Source organism: Lysinibacillus capsici (assembly GCF_020217405.1).
Classification (GTDB): Bacteria; Bacillota; Bacilli; order Bacillales_A; family Planococcaceae; genus Lysinibacillus; species Lysinibacillus capsici.
The window spans coordinates 4,472,986-4,489,737 of record NZ_CP084108.1 but is presented as its reverse complement, the minus strand read 5'-3'; the positions used below and the strand labels follow the sequence as shown (position 1 = coordinate 4,489,737).

The 16,752-nt window shown below is 35.9% G+C and carries 17 protein-coding genes; 12 read left to right on the top strand and 5 right to left on the bottom strand.

Annotated features, from left to right (window positions below; all coding sequences use genetic code 11):
• From LCP48_RS22255 to LCP48_RS22225, 7 genes are all read left to right on the top strand, one after another.
• Positions 1 to 1,212, top strand: coding sequence for an MFS transporter (locus LCP48_RS22255; protein ID WP_004225292.1), 1,212 nt, complete (start codon positions 1 to 3; stop codon positions 1,210 to 1,212).
• A gap of 163 nt (positions 1,213 to 1,375) precedes the next feature.
• Positions 1,376 to 1,612 (top strand): small acid-soluble spore protein Tlp, encoded by a 237-nt coding sequence (gene tlp / locus LCP48_RS22250; RefSeq protein WP_004225290.1) that lies wholly within the window; start codon positions 1,376 to 1,378, stop codon positions 1,610 to 1,612.
• Between the two features lie 258 nt (positions 1,613 to 1,870).
• A complete protein-coding gene (locus LCP48_RS22245) occupies positions 1,871 to 2,404 on the top strand; it encodes an RNA polymerase sigma factor (RefSeq protein ID WP_004225288.1) in 534 nt (177 codons plus the stop codon).
• Entirely contained in the window at positions 2,391 to 4,025 is a 1,635-nt protein-coding gene (locus LCP48_RS22240; RefSeq protein ID WP_004225281.1) for a DUF4179 domain-containing protein, read from the top strand. Before LCP48_RS22245 ends, LCP48_RS22240 begins: the two co-directional genes overlap by 14 nt.
• Positions 4,026 to 4,171: 146 nt before the next feature.
• On the top strand, positions 4,172 to 4,453 hold the full coding sequence (locus tag LCP48_RS22235) for a transporter suffix domain-containing protein (protein ID WP_004225280.1): 282 nt from the start codon (positions 4,172 to 4,174) through the stop codon (positions 4,451 to 4,453).
• The gene (locus tag LCP48_RS22230) at positions 4,443 to 4,874 is read left to right on the top strand and encodes a MarR family winged helix-turn-helix transcriptional regulator (protein WP_004225279.1); all 432 of its coding nucleotides are present in this window, start codon (positions 4,443 to 4,445) and stop codon (positions 4,872 to 4,874) included. Before LCP48_RS22235 ends, LCP48_RS22230 begins: the two co-directional genes overlap by 11 nt.
• 250 nt (positions 4,875 to 5,124) lie before the next feature.
• Positions 5,125 to 6,414 (top strand): histidine--tRNA ligase, encoded by a 1,290-nt coding sequence (locus tag LCP48_RS22225; protein WP_004225276.1) that lies wholly within the window; start codon positions 5,125 to 5,127, stop codon positions 6,412 to 6,414.
• Positions 6,415 to 6,468: 54 nt separating this feature from the next.
• On the opposite strand, the gene LCP48_RS22220 is transcribed toward LCP48_RS22225, so the two are convergent.
• Complete coding sequence (locus tag LCP48_RS22220) at positions 6,469 to 8,088, bottom strand: hypothetical protein (protein WP_004225275.1); 1,620 nt, start codon at positions 8,086 to 8,088, stop codon at positions 6,469 to 6,471.
• Positions 8,085 to 8,867, bottom strand: coding sequence for an ABC transporter ATP-binding protein (locus LCP48_RS22215; RefSeq protein WP_004225273.1), 783 nt, complete (start codon positions 8,865 to 8,867; stop codon positions 8,085 to 8,087). Before LCP48_RS22215 ends, LCP48_RS22220 begins: the two co-directional genes overlap by 4 nt.
• A gap of 139 nt (positions 8,868 to 9,006) precedes the next feature.
• On the opposite strand from LCP48_RS22215, the gene LCP48_RS22210 reads away from it, so the two are divergent.
• The 3 genes from LCP48_RS22210 to LCP48_RS23410 all read left to right on the top strand — a co-directional run bounded on the left by LCP48_RS22210 (position 9,007) and on the right by LCP48_RS23410 (position 10,575).
• Complete coding sequence (locus LCP48_RS22210; RefSeq protein WP_004225272.1) at positions 9,007 to 9,531, top strand: sigma-70 family RNA polymerase sigma factor; 525 nt, start codon at positions 9,007 to 9,009, stop codon at positions 9,529 to 9,531.
• A complete protein-coding gene (locus LCP48_RS22205; protein WP_225340527.1) occupies positions 9,521 to 10,348 on the top strand; it encodes a hypothetical protein in 828 nt (275 codons plus the stop codon). The genes LCP48_RS22210 and LCP48_RS22205 overlap by 11 nt, the downstream gene beginning before the upstream one ends.
• A 104-nt stretch (positions 10,349 to 10,452) precedes the next feature.
• On the top strand, positions 10,453 to 10,575 hold the full coding sequence (locus tag LCP48_RS23410) for a hypothetical protein (RefSeq protein ID WP_004225270.1): 123 nt from the start codon (positions 10,453 to 10,455) through the stop codon (positions 10,573 to 10,575).
• A gap of 165 nt (positions 10,576 to 10,740) precedes the next feature.
• Here LCP48_RS23410 and LCP48_RS22200 read toward each other — a convergent pair.
• The 3 genes from LCP48_RS22200 to LCP48_RS22190 all read right to left on the bottom strand — a co-directional run bounded on the left by LCP48_RS22200 (position 10,741) and on the right by LCP48_RS22190 (position 14,100).
• Positions 10,741 to 12,098, bottom strand: a protein-coding gene (locus LCP48_RS22200; protein WP_085986378.1) for an IS3 family transposase whose coding sequence is annotated in 2 segments (ribosomal slippage) — positions 10,741 to 11,645 and positions 11,645 to 12,098 — 1,359 coding nt in all. Because the reading frame shifts where the segments join, the coding sequence is not laid out codon by codon here.
• A gap of 90 nt (positions 12,099 to 12,188) precedes the next feature.
• Positions 12,189 to 13,400, bottom strand: a complete 1,212-nt coding sequence (locus LCP48_RS22195; RefSeq protein ID WP_004231547.1) for a Zn-dependent hydrolase — start codon at positions 13,398 to 13,400, stop codon at positions 12,189 to 12,191.
• Positions 13,401 to 13,404: 4 nt separating this feature from the next.
• Positions 13,405 to 14,100 carry an L-2-amino-thiazoline-4-carboxylic acid hydrolase gene (locus tag LCP48_RS22190; protein WP_004231549.1) on the bottom strand — a complete coding sequence of 232 codons (696 nt, stop codon included), beginning with the start codon at positions 14,098 to 14,100 and terminating at the stop codon, positions 13,405 to 13,407.
• A 136-nt stretch (positions 14,101 to 14,236) separates the two neighbouring features.
• Here LCP48_RS22190 and LCP48_RS22185 point away from each other — a divergent pair, with 136 nt between their 5' ends.
• On the top strand, positions 14,237 to 15,118 hold the full coding sequence (locus LCP48_RS22185) for a LysR family transcriptional regulator (protein ID WP_004231551.1): 882 nt from the start codon (positions 14,237 to 14,239) through the stop codon (positions 15,116 to 15,118).
• 86 nt (positions 15,119 to 15,204) lie between these two features.
• Positions 15,205 to 16,659 (top strand): sodium/proline symporter, encoded by a 1,455-nt coding sequence (locus LCP48_RS22180; RefSeq protein ID WP_225340526.1) that lies wholly within the window; start codon positions 15,205 to 15,207, stop codon positions 16,657 to 16,659.
• Positions 16,660 to 16,752 lie beyond the last annotated feature (93 nt).

Here is a 16,752-nt window from a genome sequence, read left to right as displayed (position 1 = left end):
ATGAGCATTGCTAGGAAGTATTGGCTCATTCTATTTGGCTTTGGTTTCTCATATTTAGGAAATTGGGTGAATCTAGTTGCCCTCAATTTATTAGTGTGGCATTTAACAGAGTCGCCTACTGCTATGGCGAGTATATTTATTGTAGGACCGGTTGCTCGAATTTTATCAAGCTTTTTTGCAGGCTCCATTATTGATCGATCGAATAAACAAAAATTAATGATCTATAGTGATATTATTCGTGGCATATTGATTTTATTGTTACCTTTTACCTCCTCTATTTGGCTCATCTATTGCGTATTATTTTTATCTAATATAGCAAGTAGCTTTTTTGGACCAAGTAGTACCTATTATATTTCGAAATATATTCCAGACGAAGATAAACAATCCTTTAATGCAATATTAGGAATGTTTAGCTCAGGCTCATTTTTAATTGGGCCAGCATTGGCTGGGTTTATCATTGCCATTACCGATGTATACGTAGCGTTTTGGTTTAATGCATTAACGTTCTTTATCTGCGCGCTCTCGATTTTTAAGCTTCCCGCAGTAGAAGATCATCAGGCGATGCACCGAAAATCTATTACTTGGAAGATGCTAAAAGAGGATTATGGTATTGTCTACGCTTATATTAAAAAAGAGCAAGTCTTTGCCAAAGTATTTCTTTATTTTCAAGGTGCATTGATGATTGCCTTTGCATTAGACTCACAGGAAGCTACATTTATTAAACAAAAGCTACAAGCTTCAGATAGTTTATATGGTGTCATTGTTAGTATTGCTGGGATTGGGGCAATAATTGGTGGAGCAATGGCTGCTCGCTATGCTAAAAGGTTTTCAACAAGACAATATATTGTCTATGGTCTGCTTTTGACCACAATTTGCTATACATTGTTTTACTCTTCACCGAATGTCATAATGGCGATTGTTAGCTTTATAGCATTAGGGATATGTATGTCATTTTGTAATGCAGGCTACAGCACATTTTATCAAATAAGTGTACCCACATCAATTATGGGCCGTTTTGGTAGTGTTTCCACAATGGTCATTAATGCGCTACAGATTGTCTTTACGTTAGCCTTAGGATTGCTAGCGGAATGGCTCTCTCTACAAATGGTCTGCATCGCCTTTGGATTCGTAGCAATTTTCATCTCTCTAGTTTTATATGTATTTATGCATTCAAAATCTGCCTATGAAGGTTTGAAGGAAGAGCTTGTCTAAAAGTCCTGTCAGGCTAGTAAATGGCGAAACTTAATTGCTTCTAATGAAGGTAGAATTATTGGACAGATAGCGATTAAAGGATGTTATTTTAGTAAAATTTAGCACTCATATAATGATAAAATCATTCCAAAATAACCTTATGTCACAATTTGAGGAGGTTAACATGGCTAATTTAAGACATCGAAAACCAGATGATCGATCCAATAATGTTGAACGCATTCGTGATATTGTTAAAAATACTGAAGAGAAAGTGCAGGAGGCAGAAATGAGTATGGAATTTGCAGATCCTCTAGAAAGTAACAGGCTAAAGGAAAAAAATAAGCGACGTAAACAGTCAATTGAAGCTTTAAAAGAGGAAATGAAAGATGAAATGACAGCAAGAAAAAAAGGCGAAATTTAAAATTAGTTTCTTGAAAAATCAAATGTGATTTATGATATTGCCTACACTTACCATTCCCCAGTTGGCAAAAACAGATGGATTAGATGTTCTATAATGGACTTCTATATTGCCATCTGTTTTTATTTTGCACATGTTAATTTGATTTTTTTACATAAACACTAAATTAAAAAAGTACGTATATGAATTTCTTAAAAAAATGAACCTTTTCTAGTAACCATTTGTTTATAACGTAGAACCATCAGAAAGGAGTGCCTTGAATTGACAGAACGTGAATTATTCGATTCATACAACAAAGATGTTTACCGTACCTGTTATTACATGCTACGGAACGCCCAAGATGCGGAAGATCTCTGCCATGACGTATTTGTCACCGTCTTTCGTCAGGATTGGAGAAGTGTAGAGCATACACGTGCTTGGATTTTACGAATTGCGATGAATCAATGTTTAAATTTGCTTAAAAGAAAGCAGGCTCAGTTAAAAAAAGTGAGCCAGGTACAGTTGCTACAGGAGCAAACTACGGCATCAGTTAAATCTGTAGACACCATTGTATTGGAGAAGGCCGCTGAGGAGGAATGGGAGGCACTACTCAGACAGCTACCAGAAAAGTTAATGGCTGTTGTCACCCTACGCTACATTGGTGAGTTATCATTAGTGGAAATTGCGGAAACACTAAAGATTCCAGTGGGAACAGTGAAATCGAGACTCCATAAGGCATTGAAAATCATGCGCAAAAAACTAGAACAAAATCAAAATTTATGGTTGAAGGGAGAGAATCAATTTGGAACGCATTGAAAAGCAATTGAAAAAAGAGATGAACGCAGACCATAACATGAAGTATCCTGACTTTGAACAAATGTGGAACAGTATCCAGCAGGATGAACTAAAAATGGTAGATGAACCGATCGAAGTTCTACCTCGAAAAAGAAAGAGATTTGTTTTGGTTGCAGGATTAACTGTCGCTCTAATGGCTACACCTGTCTATGCAGCACTGAATTATGATTGGTCAACTATTCTTTCTTATAGAGCTGGTATTCAGTCTGCATTAGATCAGGGCTTAGGGCAGACGATTGAACAATCTGTTACGAAGGATGGGTTTACGCTAACTGTACATACGGCGTTTATCGATGATAACAGAACCTTTCTTTTGTATAGTTTGAAACCTGATGCCTCTTGGGATGGAGAGGATATAGGTTTTGAACATACTAGGCTGAAAGATTCAAAGGGTAACTTTATTGAAGGGAATTATACACATTCTTGGAATGAGGAGCTTGGTACCTTTCAGGGTTATTTTGAAACGGATTGGGTTGCTGAAGGACAGATGACAGATGTGGAGCTTATGATGGAGAATATTCAATTCATCAGCGATAAGAAATATTCTATCGACTATAATCCTAATGACTTAACTACGCAAGTGTTTCCTATTCAAAAGGACGGAGTTGACACGGTGTCTATTCAATCATTTGCACAAGATGAGGGTAAAATATTGCTTAAAACGGCAGTTACACTTACAGATTTAAAAGTCCGAAATACAGGAATATTCATTGAGGCGATTAATAATACGAATGATGCAATTGAAACAGGGAAAAGGTCTTTCATGGGAAAACAGGGAGCAAAAGGAGAATATTTTAGCCAGCAACTATTCGAGTCTGAAGCCTTACAAGAAGAGGGAACTAAATTCCAAATTTCTTATAATCGCATACTAGAAACAAAAGAAAGCACTTGGAATATGGAACTAAATCTCTCTAAAAAACAACTGGAAAATACGTCTTTTAAGAAAGTACTAGATATTCCAATTGACAATGTGCCTGGTGGAACTAAAATTCATGAAATGACGGTTACACCGACCCAAGTTCGATTGATTCTTACTCAAGAAAAATATGAAACTTTCCCTTATATGGATTATCAACTGGATGTAGGTGGAACTTTATTGACTGGGTATATTTCGGGTGAGGATGGAAATCCTAATGAAACAGAGCTACGCTTTGAAATAACTGGACTAAATGCAGCTTCTTTGGAAAATCAGTCTTTAACTTTCGTTGCTAAGAACCGTGTTGAAGGTTTATACGGAGACGACAATTCAATCCAATTAACGAACATATCAGCAAAGCCTCAAAGTGTAACATCTAATATAGCAGGGTACCCAATTTCATGGACTTATTATATAAAGGACAATAACCTTTATGTCGAATCATTAAGCCCAGATCCAGGATTTGCTGGAGTCAATCAAACCTATTATTTAGAGGGTAAAGAGAAAATCTATGGGACGCCTGAATTTATGGGCATTCTTGAAAATAATAAAAGAATGGATGTTTATGAGAATTTTGACAAGAAGGAGCTAGAAATTCTCATTTATAAATATTTAACTAACAAGCCAAATGATGAGCTACGTATACCCCTTACATTTGGAAAATAACTAAATTAGTAACCCCATCTATTTGACTTTTACTATTCAAATAGATGGGATTTTTGCTATAAAGATTAAAGAGCTTTACATAAAAAGAAATGTATCATATAGTTTAGTTAACTTAAATAAATTAATTATTGTACAGGAGAAGATACATGACCTCTAACGAAAAAACACAAAAATCTTTTGCTTATAAGCTTGGATTAGGTATTATTATCTTTTCACTTTCTTTATGGTTAATCCCAATTATTACACCTTTCACACCGATACCTACAAAAGTAAAGGCAGGAATTATACCAGGAAGTATTATTTTGGCTGAAATCTTATTTTGGCTTGGTGCTTTACTTGTTGGAAAAGACGTAGCCAACAAATTTAAAAGCTATCTAAATCCTAAAAAATGGCGAGAAAAAGGTGACACTCAAAAAAATGAAGAATAACCAGGTAGCGGAGCAAATAAATCAAACCATTGAAGATATTTGGATCATGCTTGAGAAAATGGAAAGAGCTTATACTAATTTCTCCTTAAATAATCAGCAATATGTTCTTTTAACATTAGTGATGCGTCATCCATCCTGCACACCTTCAGAACTAGCAGATAAAATGGCTATTACAAAAAGTGCAGTGAGTCAGCAATTAACCAAGCTTGAACAGGATGGCTATATAGTGAAAAGGCAGCATGAGGAGGATAAGCGTGCCTTTTCTGTTGAATTGGGTGAGAAGGGTCTATTATATAAACAGAAAGTTGATGCCTTTAATCAACAGATTACAGAAAAGTACCAGGCTAACTTAACAACTGAAGAGTTAGCTGAAATGTTAGCTACTCTAGAAAAAATGAAAAAAATACTGTATGAATTTTAGAAAAAGTTTGACATTTTATCGGGTGTGTCTTATAGTAACCCTTAATATAAAAGGGGGAATAAACATGGTCATTACTCTTGTCCAATCATTCACAATAAAACATCATCATCATCACTAGTCTTGCTATCTTTATTAACTTATTAATATTGAATAGGAAGACTATTTCTCATGTAATCGTATAAATAAAGCTGATTTGAGCTTTATCGTTATACGGTTTTTTTATTGCTCTAAAAATGAGGAGGAAATGATGATGAAAAAAATGGACTACCAAAATGTTCGAGGAACACAAGATTACTTACCAGAGCAGGAGGCTACTCGTCGTGTGATACGACGTACGTTAGAAGATACATTTATAGCCTATGGCTGCAAGCCGTTAGAAACACCTATTCTTAACTATACAGAGCTGATGGCTTCTAAATATGGTGGTGGTGCTGAGATTTTACAGGAGATGTATACATTAACAGATCGAGGTGAGCGTGATTTAGCGTTACGCTATGATTTAACAATTCCATTTGCAAAAGTTGTAGCGATGAATCCAGCGATTGCTATGCCATTTAAACGATATGAGATTGGCAAAGTGTTTCGAGATGGCCCGATTAAGGCTGGTCGTTTTCGCGAATTTACACAATGTGATGTTGATATTGTTGGAATAGAATCACAGGCTGCTGAGGCGGAGCTAATGATGATGGCGATAGATGCCTTTGATCAGCTTAAATTGAAAATTAATCTCCAATTTAATAATCGCAAGCTTTTAGTCGGTTTGCTGCAATTATTTGAGGTTGAACAGGATCAAATGAATCGCGTCATTTTAACGTTAGATAAGATTGAAAAAATAGACGAGAAAACAATGCTCGTAGAATTGAAGGCATTGGGGTTATCAGATAATAGTATTCATAAAATAAAACACTTTTTAGAGAAACGTCCTCAAATAAGTATGGCGTATTTTGAAGGATTCGCGACCGAGAATGTCTTTTTACAACAAGGTTTACAGGAATTAATGGAACTAACTTCTTATTTAGAGGCACTTGGAATAAGTGAACAATGTATTTTCAATCCATTTTTAGCAAGAGGACTTGAAATTTACACAGGAACAATTTATGAAATTTTTTTAGCAGATGGAACAATCCGCTCAAGTATTGGTAGTGGGGGACGCTACGACAATGCGATTGGTGGCCTTTTAGAGACAAATCAAACCTATGCTACTGTTGGTATTTCATTTGGTTTAGATGTCATCTATACAGCATTAGAGCTATCGGGAAAAATAGAGCAAAACGCTCCTAGCGTGGATATTTATATAATTCCTCTGGGAACAGAAAAAGAGGCACTAAAGCTAGCAACTGCATTACGGCGAGAAAAATATAAAATAGAAGTTGAGCTAAGTGGGAAAAAAGTGAAAAAGGCGATGGAAAAAGCCAATCGTGAAAACACGCCAAAGGTTATTGTATTAGGGGATAACGAGGTCAATCAAAATACGTATAAAATAAAAGATATGAAAAGTGGTGAGGAAGAAATCGTTGCGTTTATCTTTTCAACACCATAGCATGGAAAAAACGGCTGATCCCACTCTATTATAGGATTTGAGCCGTTTTTTTGGTTATTTTTCCGATTTAAAAACCAGTTTCCATATCAAAATGTTGATGAAGAAAAGCACAATGAAATATATAGTAGCACCGTATGTTATCTGAGCTATCAAATAGTGAAGCCCTACAAGTAAGCCTAAAGGAATCAATAATAAAAGAATTTTCCAGCCTTGTGCATCGTTAACTTCATCATAGGGTTTGGTAAAGGGTAATTTGTTTGTCATCATGACGAAACAAAGGATGGTATATAACCAGCTTGTTATCAAAACAACTAGTAAATCAGGGATAATTCGAATACCATAAATATAGCTAAAGACTATACTTAGTACTAAAAATAACGGAGTATACAATTTAATTAAAAATGCCTTTAAGCTACCTTTTTGTAAATCTGTATAATCTTTAAGCGGGAGCGTTTTATAAATCCATGCGGCCTTATATTTAGCAGAGTGACCAAGCATAAGGACAGCGGATGGTATAATCATCATACTAAAATAGATATTTAAATAGCTTATACTACTAGCATAATCGACTTCTTCCCCTCGGCTAAAAGTAAACATAAAAATAAAGGGAATAATAAATGAAAAACCTAAAGATGGGTAGACCTTTAGCTTAAACTCTCGCTCTTGCTTCATCATCAGAGTTGCGAAGCGATAGAAAGCTCGTTCCTCGTGTGTTCTACACACAATGGTTAATAAAAACGACTTTAGTCGATTATTCTTTTCCTTTTTAGATTTACTTGTACTTAGCAGTTTTTGGAGATTACGTTCAAAGGTTGGTATGAGTTTAATATAGATCCAAATTGAAATAATAGGTACAATCACTGCTAAGATGGTATAAATGACTGTCAATAAGGATGTGTCACCATGCAGTATGAGTTCATAAGGCGCAGCAAACCACATCGGTATTAAGAAGAGGTTCCACCAATGAAACGACACTACCATATCTAAATTGACGAATTCAAAGGATCGAATAAGAACTTGATAGCCAATCATCAGCATTAGAGATAAAGCAATTTGTACATAATTAATCATATCCTTCAGCTTTTCACCATCGAAGAAGCGTAAAATGGCAATATATAAAATGGCTGTGATGGCAACTATAAATAAATTCATTAATAGAATTTCAAGACCTGTTAAAATAAAAAATACAATCCCTTGAGTAAAAAGGCTGACTATTAGAGGGATGGCTGTGAGGGCCAATGTTAAATAAGATAAATAAATAAAAATATGCATAAATTTTGCTGCATTAATTGTTTTAGCCGAAATAGGCTTAGTTGAAAGTATGCTTTTATCTCGTATATCTAAAAGCACAGAAGAAAAGTCAGAAATCAATGAAGTCATAATCAAAAAGATGATCATTGCAAAGGCAATACTCATCTGAAATAGAAAATTTTGACCAAATCCCATAAGCGGGATAAGTATAAGCCCGAATAACATATAAATCCATAGAGACTTAATGTAGCCGTACTTTTGATTGTCTTTCTTTTTGTTTTGATTAAATAGGGTAGGTACTTTCCGTTCATCCATCGTTAATTTTATATGGAGGATTTTTCTCATCATGCCATAATCAATGCCCATTTTTATAAAAAGCCATCGGAATTTATCAAGCAATCGTAGCGTTTTGAAATCTGTCATAATTGTCCCCCACGAACGACGGACACAAATTTTTCTCCGATTTCCTGATGTTCATGAAATCCTGTTAACTGGTTAAAAATCCTTTCTAATGTTCCTTCGGTATTATCTGCTTGTAATTGGGCAAATGTTCCATCCGCTGCGATTTTTCCATCATACAGCAGAATGATACGGCTACTGATTTTTTCAACGACATCCATAATGTGGGATGAGTAAAATATAGTCTTTCCGTTCGCAGCTAGTTGCGTTAAGATTTCTTTAAAAATCATGACACTGTTTGCGTCTAGGCCATTGATCGGTTCATCTAAAAATAGCAGGTCTGGATTATGTATTAGGCTTGCAATAATTAGTAGTTTTTGACGCATGCCTTTAGAATAAGAGGAAATTCTAGAATGGTACGCTTCACCAACTCCAAACAGTTCCATTAGTGATTGGGATTTGTCAGCCGCCTCCTCTAGCTCTAATCCATATAGCTGCCCGATGAAGGTTAAATACTCATAGCCTGTTAAGTTATCATAAACATCAGCGATTTCAGGAACGTAACCAATTCGCCGTTTATAATCAATTTGATCTTGTCTTATGCTTTTCCCAAAGAGCTTAATTTCGCCACCATAATCACCTTCTAGCCCTAGAATAAGTTTTACAGTTGTACTTTTACCTGCGCCATTGGGGCCAATATAACCAATGATTTCACCTCTAGCTGCATGAAGGTCAATTCCTTTCAGGATTTCCTTGTTTCCATAACTCTTCGTTAAATTCGTAATTGTTAAAATCTCTTCCATTCTATAGCCCCTTTCAGTTATTTAGAAAAATTAACCATAATTACACTATATCATATTAAAAGAGAGGATATTCCTTTAGTTTAAATGAAACCAGTTCATTCCTAGCCTTGTCTAACGTTATAAGAGGGGAGAGATCGTCATGACACCTAATGAGAAAGAAAAATTGCTTTATGAAGTAATGAATCAGCATGGAGATTATTTAAAGCGATTAATTTATACATATGTAAAAGAACCACAAAAGACAGAGGATCTTGTACAAGAGGTTTTTATTAAATTTTATAAAAGCATCGATGTCTTTGAAGGACGTTCATCCGCTAAAACCTATTTATATCGAATAGCCGTAAATGAATGCAAAAATTATTTGAAAAGCTGGCATTATAAAAAAGTTGAAGTGACGGAGAAAATGAAAAACTGGCTAAAACGAGACTCCCTAGAACTGGATATTTTACAACAAGAGCAGAATCAGTCTATAGGGCAATTAGTCAATTCTTTACCCACTAAATATCGTGAAGTGATTTGGCTGCATTATTATGTTGAATTATCAATAGCAGAAATAGCTGAAGTGTTAAAATGCTCACCTAACACCGTAAAAACAAGGTTAGCCAGAGGACGAAAATTAGCAAAAATTACGATAGAGGAGGGTGATTTAGAATATGAATATTAAAAATGAACTTGAGAAATCTATACCTACATCTATTAAGCTATCCGAGAATGATAAAGCGAGTATTCAGGCTAAATTACACCAATCTCACAAACCTAAATATCAATGGAAGCCTTTAATGGTTTCAATATTTGCGGTTCTCCTAATTGGAATCAGTCTCATACCTACTATTCAAAATGTGGAGCAAAATATATCGCCAACGGATTCTTCCCTAGCTATTCCTGATGAGCAAGAGGATACAGTTGGAGAACCACTTCCACCGCTTACAGAAGAAATGAAAAAGCAGTACTATAAGCAATATGTAAAAATTATAGAAGAAGCGATGGAATTGAAATCAGGTTTAAACATTGCTGTTGGACCAATTGAAGACTTCGAAGATGAATATTGGATTTCACCTGAAGAATTTGAAAAGAACATTCAATCTTGGGTGAGACAACACTTAGCCACAGAAAGAGAGAGAATTAATAATTACCTGATTACACCAGAGCCTGTAATTACGAGTGAAGACGGTAGTACAACTAAAAAGACCTATATGTACTTCCCTGATATTTTAAGAACTGTGGAGGTAACAGGGGATTTTGAAACACAATATAATGCATCTCGCAAACGCCAAATGTTTTCTTCTGTTGAAAATGTTTCTACAAAACTAATAAAAACGCAATCAGGAACGTGGAAGCAAACCTCCTATAAAACAGCTTTAATTGACGACGGACGAACATTTAGTATTCAAATAGAAGGGATTTTTGAATTAAATAACGCTCAATTTGAGAAGAGATTTACCATTGAATTTTACTGTGATGAAAACGGAAAAATCTATTAATATTACTTTAAAATTGAACAAGCTTCATTTTCCCTCTAATTTTTATTCTTTGCTGTCACAAAATGGTGATGAATTTAGTTATACAGATAGAGAGGAGGAAACTTGTGACTATACCAACTAAATCCAATAAGAATATGGGCGCAGATATAAAAGCTATAGTAGAGAAAGTTCAAGCAGGGGATATCCAAGCTTATTTGCTCAAGCGGTCAATGAATATGGAACTTTGAAGGAACAGCTTACCTATCATTTCAAGGTGATCGTCTAACATATACCCTGAAAAAATAGCCTTTCATTTAAAAGATGATTACTCAAGATAAAAATGAAGGCTATGAAAAATATTAAAAAAGCCATTCTCAACAATGAACTGACCCAAAAAAGTTAGACATATTTAGTTAAGCAACTGCTAAGACCTGAGTTCGGTACTCCACCGGGCTTAGGTCTTTTAATTTTTCTTTCATTCGTTTGTGATTGTAGTAGTAAATATAGTCGTTGAGTTCCTGTTCAAAATGTGCCATGGATTCAAATTCTTGTAGATACAGGAGTTCAGATTTTAATAAGCCAAAGAAATTTTCGATGACTGCGTTGTCCAAACAATTACCCTTACGGGACATACTCTGCGTAATTCCATGTTGCTTTAATGTTTGTTGATACTTTTTCATTTGATAATGCCAACCTTGATCTGAATGAAGAATGACTTGATCACTTGATTCGAGGCGCTCCAATGCTTGTTCTAACATATTATGGACTAGTTTATACACTGGACGCTTCATTACCGTGTATGCAATGATTTCGCCATTACATAGATCAAGGACGGGTGATAAATAGCGTTTCTCACCAAATAGATGGAACTCTGTCACGTCTGTTACCCATTTCTCGTTCATTTTTTCCGCTGTAAAATCGCGTTGTAATATGTTTGGGGCAATTTTTCCGACGTTACCTTTATACGAACGATATTTCTTCATGCGGACTTCACACTTTATGCCAATGGCATTCATCAAGCAGTTAATCGTTTTTGGATCGTGATGAATACCAAATTTTTTTAGTTCTTTGGTGATCCGACGATAACCATAACGTCCCTTATGTTCATGATAAATGGACTGAATTGCGACTTTCACATCAGCGTATTTATCATGACGATTCAAACGCTTTTCCCAGTAATAATACGTACTACGTGGAATATCAGCGACTTTGATTAATTCCACTACTTCATAGATTTCCTTTAGTTCATAAATTACTTGCGCTTTGATTTGATTGGTAATTTTTCTTGCATTTGAACTAAAGTATTCAACTTTTTTAAGTACGCATTCTCCATTTCTAATTGTTTAATTCGTGCTTCTAACGCCTCAACAGATCCTTCAGCTGGTGTTGATTTCGTTGTTCTTTTTGTCTCTTTTTTCATAGATGGATGCCCCTTTTTCTTAGAAACAAGGGCATCATAACCACCAACTTCAAACTTCAACTTCCAATTCCGAATCATGCCAGGAGATGAAATATTGAATAGTGCAGCTGTGTCTCTCGAAGATGTACCTGTCTCGTTCATATAATTAAGTACATTCATTTTATAGTCAGCTGAATAGTTTGTATAGGACTTTAAGAAAGTCTCTACGCCATTTTTTTGATAACGGCGAACCCATTCACTGACAATCTGAGCTGTCACACCGATATCTTTCGCAATTTCGATCAAAGTTTCATTTCCATTTAAATATCGTTGAACTGCTTGAATACGTTGTTCAACATTTACTTTTGCCATAAAAAAACCCCCGTAAAAGTTAGATTGATGTCTAACTTTTACGGGGCAGTTCACAATATAGAGAATGGCTTTCTTCTATAATATAGTAGTCTATCTAGCAAGTTCCACAACAGTATCATAAAAAATATTAGTTGCTACAACAATATCCTCATCTGAACTGTATTCTAAGGGATTGTGACTAATACCATCCTTTGAGCGGACGAATAGCATTCCAATCGGTGCAATTTCAGCTATATTCATTGCATCATGCCCAGCACCGCTTATGAGAGAATAAGGTCGTATACCTTGCTTTTCAATACTTGTAGTGAGTTGCTGTTGTAGCATGGCATCCGTTTTTGCTGGTTTAATACGCTGCAATACTTTTGAAGTCAATGTAACATGTCTTCGTTCAGCAATTTGTTGAAGTTGTTGCATAATTTCTTGTTCTAATGCACTTACTTTATTTTCGTCAATATCACGAAGATCAATCGAGAACGTGACTTTACCTGGTATAACGTTTGTTCCATTTGGAGAGACCGTTAGCTTACCAACCGTTGCAACGGAATCTGTTGTATTGTTTAATAGTTGCTCAATAGCTAAAATCATTTCGCTTGCTGCAGTTAGAGCATCCTGACGAATCGGCATAGGTGTAGCACCAGCATGTTCACTGACACCCGTTACGGTTACCTCTAGCCATAATGGGGCTGCAATACCTGTGACAACACCGACTGGTAGGTCTTCATTTTCTAACACTTTTCCTTGCTCGATATGCATTTCTAAATAAGCTTTTATGTCATTGCGATGCACTTGTGTTAAAGGATAAGGTGATAAATGGAAATCCTTCATGGCTTTTTCAATAGCAATGCCAGCTTCATCTGTATGCTGTAATTGCTCCTCTGTTAAAAGACCAGCCATTGCACTACTGCCAAGGAGCCCAAAGCCAAATCTCGTGCCTTCCTCATCTTTAAAAGCGACAACTTGAATTTTTTTAGAGGGTAGCAACTGTTGCTCATGCATAGTATGTACCACTTCAATTGCTGCTAGCACCCCTAATGCTCCATCATATTTGCCGCCCTCTGGTACTGTATCGATGTGAGAACCTAGCATAATGGTTTCATTTCCTTCACCATATGTACCAATAAGGTTTCCAACTGCATCGATTGTGACATTCATTCCTGCTTGTTCCATATAAGTTGTGACTAACTCAATGGCCTGCTTTTCTTCTGGTGTGAACGAGAAGCGGTTAATGCCACCTGTCTTTTCATTGCGACCAATTTGACTTAAGTCTTGAAGATGCTGTACGAGCCTAACTCCGTTAATCATGACATCACTCTTTCATTTGGAATTGGAAGTGGCACTGTCCTTCACGTAAAACAAATTGATCATGTACCACCTCTAGGCTTTTATTGTACCCTTTAGCAATAGAAGGGTCGATGACTTTACAATATAAAATGCCGTATTTACCCATATCGTCATCTGCCCATTGTTGACCTAATGGGCAATGAGTAAACGTTTGTTCAACCTCATTTTCTTTATAAACGGTTTCGATTTCAAACAAATCACTACGACCCATATCATAGTTAGTTAAATAATGCTCCACGGAATTTTCTAGGCCGTTTGAGCGAGCACGTTGAGCAATTCCTTGGCCTCGCTTAAGGCCAAAACGTTCTACTGCCCGCATAATCACTTGTTCACCAGCTTCTCCATATTCGTCTACAACTGGCTTGGCAATCTGTGCAAACATTTTAGAAAATCGAGCAAACGTTGTTAAATCAGCAAATTTCTCTTCACCTTCGACACTTGATGGTAAATATTCAAAGAAAGAATGATTTTCGCCTTCTGCTGTTGCCTTTTTAGCCATTGCTTCAGCATCCTTTAAACCAAACGCCTCTAAACCTTTTTGTACTAATTTCCGACCATGCTCTCCATACTGCTCTGTAATGGAGAGATGTAATTCTGTAAACATTTTTGCTGTAATTATGTCCATAGATAAAGCCTTCATCATTAATTTTTCCTCTGCCATTTTATGAGCCCCCTCATTAACAAATCATATTGATTTACTTGGATTTTATTTTTATTATAGAGGTGGCTAGTAATTTAAATCAAATGAATATTTACACAATCGAATATGAAAAAAAATCATAAAGGGGCAGAATAGCATGGCTACATTAGCGCAATATATTGCTTTCCACACACTTATCGATACAGGAAATTTTACAGAAACAGGCTTAAAGCTCAATCTCACACAGTCTGCCATCAGTCATACGATTAGTAATTTAGAGGCAGAATTAGGGCTTTCTCTAATTATTCGAAACCGCAATCATATTGTTTTAACGAGTGAGGGGAGAATTGTTTACGAACACATCTCAAAAATATTGCAGCAACACCAGCAGCTTGAAACCTCTGTAGCAAATTTAAAAAATCTCATTGGGGGGACGTTATCGGTTGGTATTCTACCAAGTGTTTCCTTGGTGTTATTACCAAAGGTTTTAGCGTATTTCGAACAGCATCATCCAGACCTAAAAATACATTTGATGGAGGGAGATTATGATCAAATCGAAGAATGGCTTCATAATGGCGTTGTAGACATCGGTTTTTTAGTGCAACCAAATTCTAAACATCTTGTATTCGATGCGATTTTTAATGATGAGCTTGTTTGCATTATGGCACAGGAGCATCCATTAGCGAAGGAAGAGATGCTCTCTCTAGAGCAATTGCAGGATGAACGCTGGATTATGCCTAAACGTACGATTGATCGAGATGTATCAAGGATCTTAGCTAAACATAAAATACATCCCAATGTAGTCTATGAATTATCAGTAGACCAAGTCATTTTGACAATGGTCAATGAAAATTTAGGCATTTCTGTTGTACCCAACTCCCTTTTACTACATGCACCAAGTAACCTGATTAGAAAAAAATTTTATCAAGCATATATTAGACAGGTTGGAATTGCACATAAACACAGTATTCATCTTTCTCCAGGAGCTTTGAAGTTTGTAGAAATATCGAAATACTTTGCCTCCTTTTTACAAAATTAGTTATTGACAATTAAAAAAACCCGAACTATTATCTGATAAAACCAATTGGGATTGTTTAGATTAATCAGATGGAGGACTTTGGGTATATGCATACAATTGTTTATGTTGAAATATTTGTCTATTTACTCGCTATGCTAGGAGTAGGGATTTACTTCAGTAAAAAAGATTTATCACATAATGATTACTTTCTAGGGGGAAATAAACTACCGGGCTGGGCGTTAGCCTTTTCAGAGCGTGCAACGGGTGAATCCGCCTATATGTTTTTAGGGGCAATTGGCTTTATTTATGTGGCTGGGCTATCTGGCATTTGGATTTTATCTGGCATGCTTTTAGGCGTTGTTGTGTCATGGCTATTTTTATCAAAGCGCTTTATGACAGAGCAACAAAAATATAAGGTGAATAGCCTAACAGATTATATTGCTGTTAAATTTCCAAAGCACGCAGATATAATTCGTTGGTTAGCTTCTGCAGTATTGGTGTTATTCTTTGTTTGCTATTTAGCAGCTCAATTTTCCGGGATGGGTAAAACGATTTATTCATTCTCAGGACTCAACATCACATGGGGAACAATTATTATTGGAACAATAATAATTGCCTATTCATGTATGGGAGGATTTATGTCTGTTGTTTGGACAGATACAATCCAAAGTTTTTTAATGCTTATCTCATTCGTTATTGTACCAATTGCAGCTTATATGGAAATTCAACATCAAGGTTTAAGCATTTCAACAGAGCTAGCTCAAATGGGCAATGGTGCGGATAGTTGGGTTGGAGGCTTAAATGGACTTGCCTTAGGGGCAATGTTATTTACAAATCTATCATGGTTCTTTGGCTGGCTTGGGGGGCAACCTCAATTGAGCTCTCGCTTTATGGCTATTACGACTGAAAAAGAGCGAATTACTGGCCGTAATATGGCGATTATTTGGACATTAATTGTCTATGTGGGTGCCTTTTTATCTGCCATTTTCGCGTCCACTTTGTATAAGCAAGGTTCTATTGAAGATCCTGAAATGATATTACCGCATATGATATTTGAAATTTTACCACCTTGGGTTGCAGGAATTATTGTGGCTGGTATTTTAGCAGCTATTATGTCAACGGCTTCGTCTCAATTGTTAGTCATCACAACATCGATAAGTGAGGACATCATTCATAAAACATTACGTTGGAATATTTCTAGCAAAAAATTAGTTCACCTTTCTCGTCTAGTAGCTGTTATTAGTGGGATTGTGGGTATTATGATTTCACTCAAATCAGGTTCTGTGATTTATAGCTTAGTATCCTTTGCATGGGCAGGGATTGGCAATACATTTTCGGTTGTGATCCTTTTAATCTTTTTCTGGAAACGTGTTTCAGGCATTGGGGTCATTGCTACAATTATTGTCGGTTTTATTAGTGCGATTGTATGGTCCCTGTCACCTATGGAGGCTGTTGTGTCAGCCAAGACAGCGACATTCTTTATTTGCTTAATTGTTGGAGTTGTGGTGTCTTTAGTATGTCCTGATAAAAAGGAAAACGGTCTTAATAATATTTTAAAATAATAATAAAACTCCTCTTTTAGTGATATATTTCTTAAAAGAGGAGTTTTCTTTTTATGCTTATGACCATGTTGAAATATGATAGAAAGAAGAGCA

What these genes read in the sequence shown, in the direction of transcription:
- LCP48_RS22255 (WP_004225292.1), top strand. Translation starts at nt 1, where the DNA reads ATGAGCATTGCTAGGAAGTATTGGCTCATTCTATTTGGCTTTGGTTTC.
- tlp (WP_004225290.1), top strand. Translation starts at nt 1,376, where the DNA reads ATGGCTAATTTAAGACATCGAAAACCAGATGATCGATCCAATAATGTT.
- LCP48_RS22235 (WP_004225280.1), top strand. Translation starts at nt 4,172, where the DNA reads ATGACCTCTAACGAAAAAACACAAAAATCTTTTGCTTATAAGCTTGGA.
- LCP48_RS22230 (WP_004225279.1), top strand. Translation starts at nt 4,443, where the DNA reads ATGAAGAATAACCAGGTAGCGGAGCAAATAAATCAAACCATTGAAGAT.
- LCP48_RS22225 (WP_004225276.1), top strand. Translation starts at nt 5,125, where the DNA reads ATGAAAAAAATGGACTACCAAAATGTTCGAGGAACACAAGATTACTTA.
- LCP48_RS22220 (WP_004225275.1), bottom strand. Translation starts at nt 8,088, where the DNA reads ATGACAGATTTCAAAACGCTACGATTGCTTGATAAATTCCGATGGCTT.
- LCP48_RS22215 (WP_004225273.1), bottom strand. Translation starts at nt 8,867, where the DNA reads ATGGAAGAGATTTTAACAATTACGAATTTAACGAAGAGTTATGGAAAC.
- LCP48_RS22210 (WP_004225272.1), top strand. Translation starts at nt 9,007, where the DNA reads ATGACACCTAATGAGAAAGAAAAATTGCTTTATGAAGTAATGAATCAG.
- LCP48_RS22205 (WP_225340527.1), top strand. Translation starts at nt 9,521, where the DNA reads ATGAATATTAAAAATGAACTTGAGAAATCTATACCTACATCTATTAAG.
- LCP48_RS22195 (WP_004231547.1), bottom strand. Translation starts at nt 13,400, where the DNA reads ATGATTAACGGAGTTAGGCTCGTACAGCATCTTCAAGACTTAAGTCAA.
- LCP48_RS22190 (WP_004231549.1), bottom strand. Translation starts at nt 14,100, where the DNA reads ATGGCAGAGGAAAAATTAATGATGAAGGCTTTATCTATGGACATAATT.
- LCP48_RS22185 (WP_004231551.1), top strand. Translation starts at nt 14,237, where the DNA reads ATGGCTACATTAGCGCAATATATTGCTTTCCACACACTTATCGATACA.
- LCP48_RS22180 (WP_225340526.1), top strand. Translation starts at nt 15,205, where the DNA reads ATGCATACAATTGTTTATGTTGAAATATTTGTCTATTTACTCGCTATG.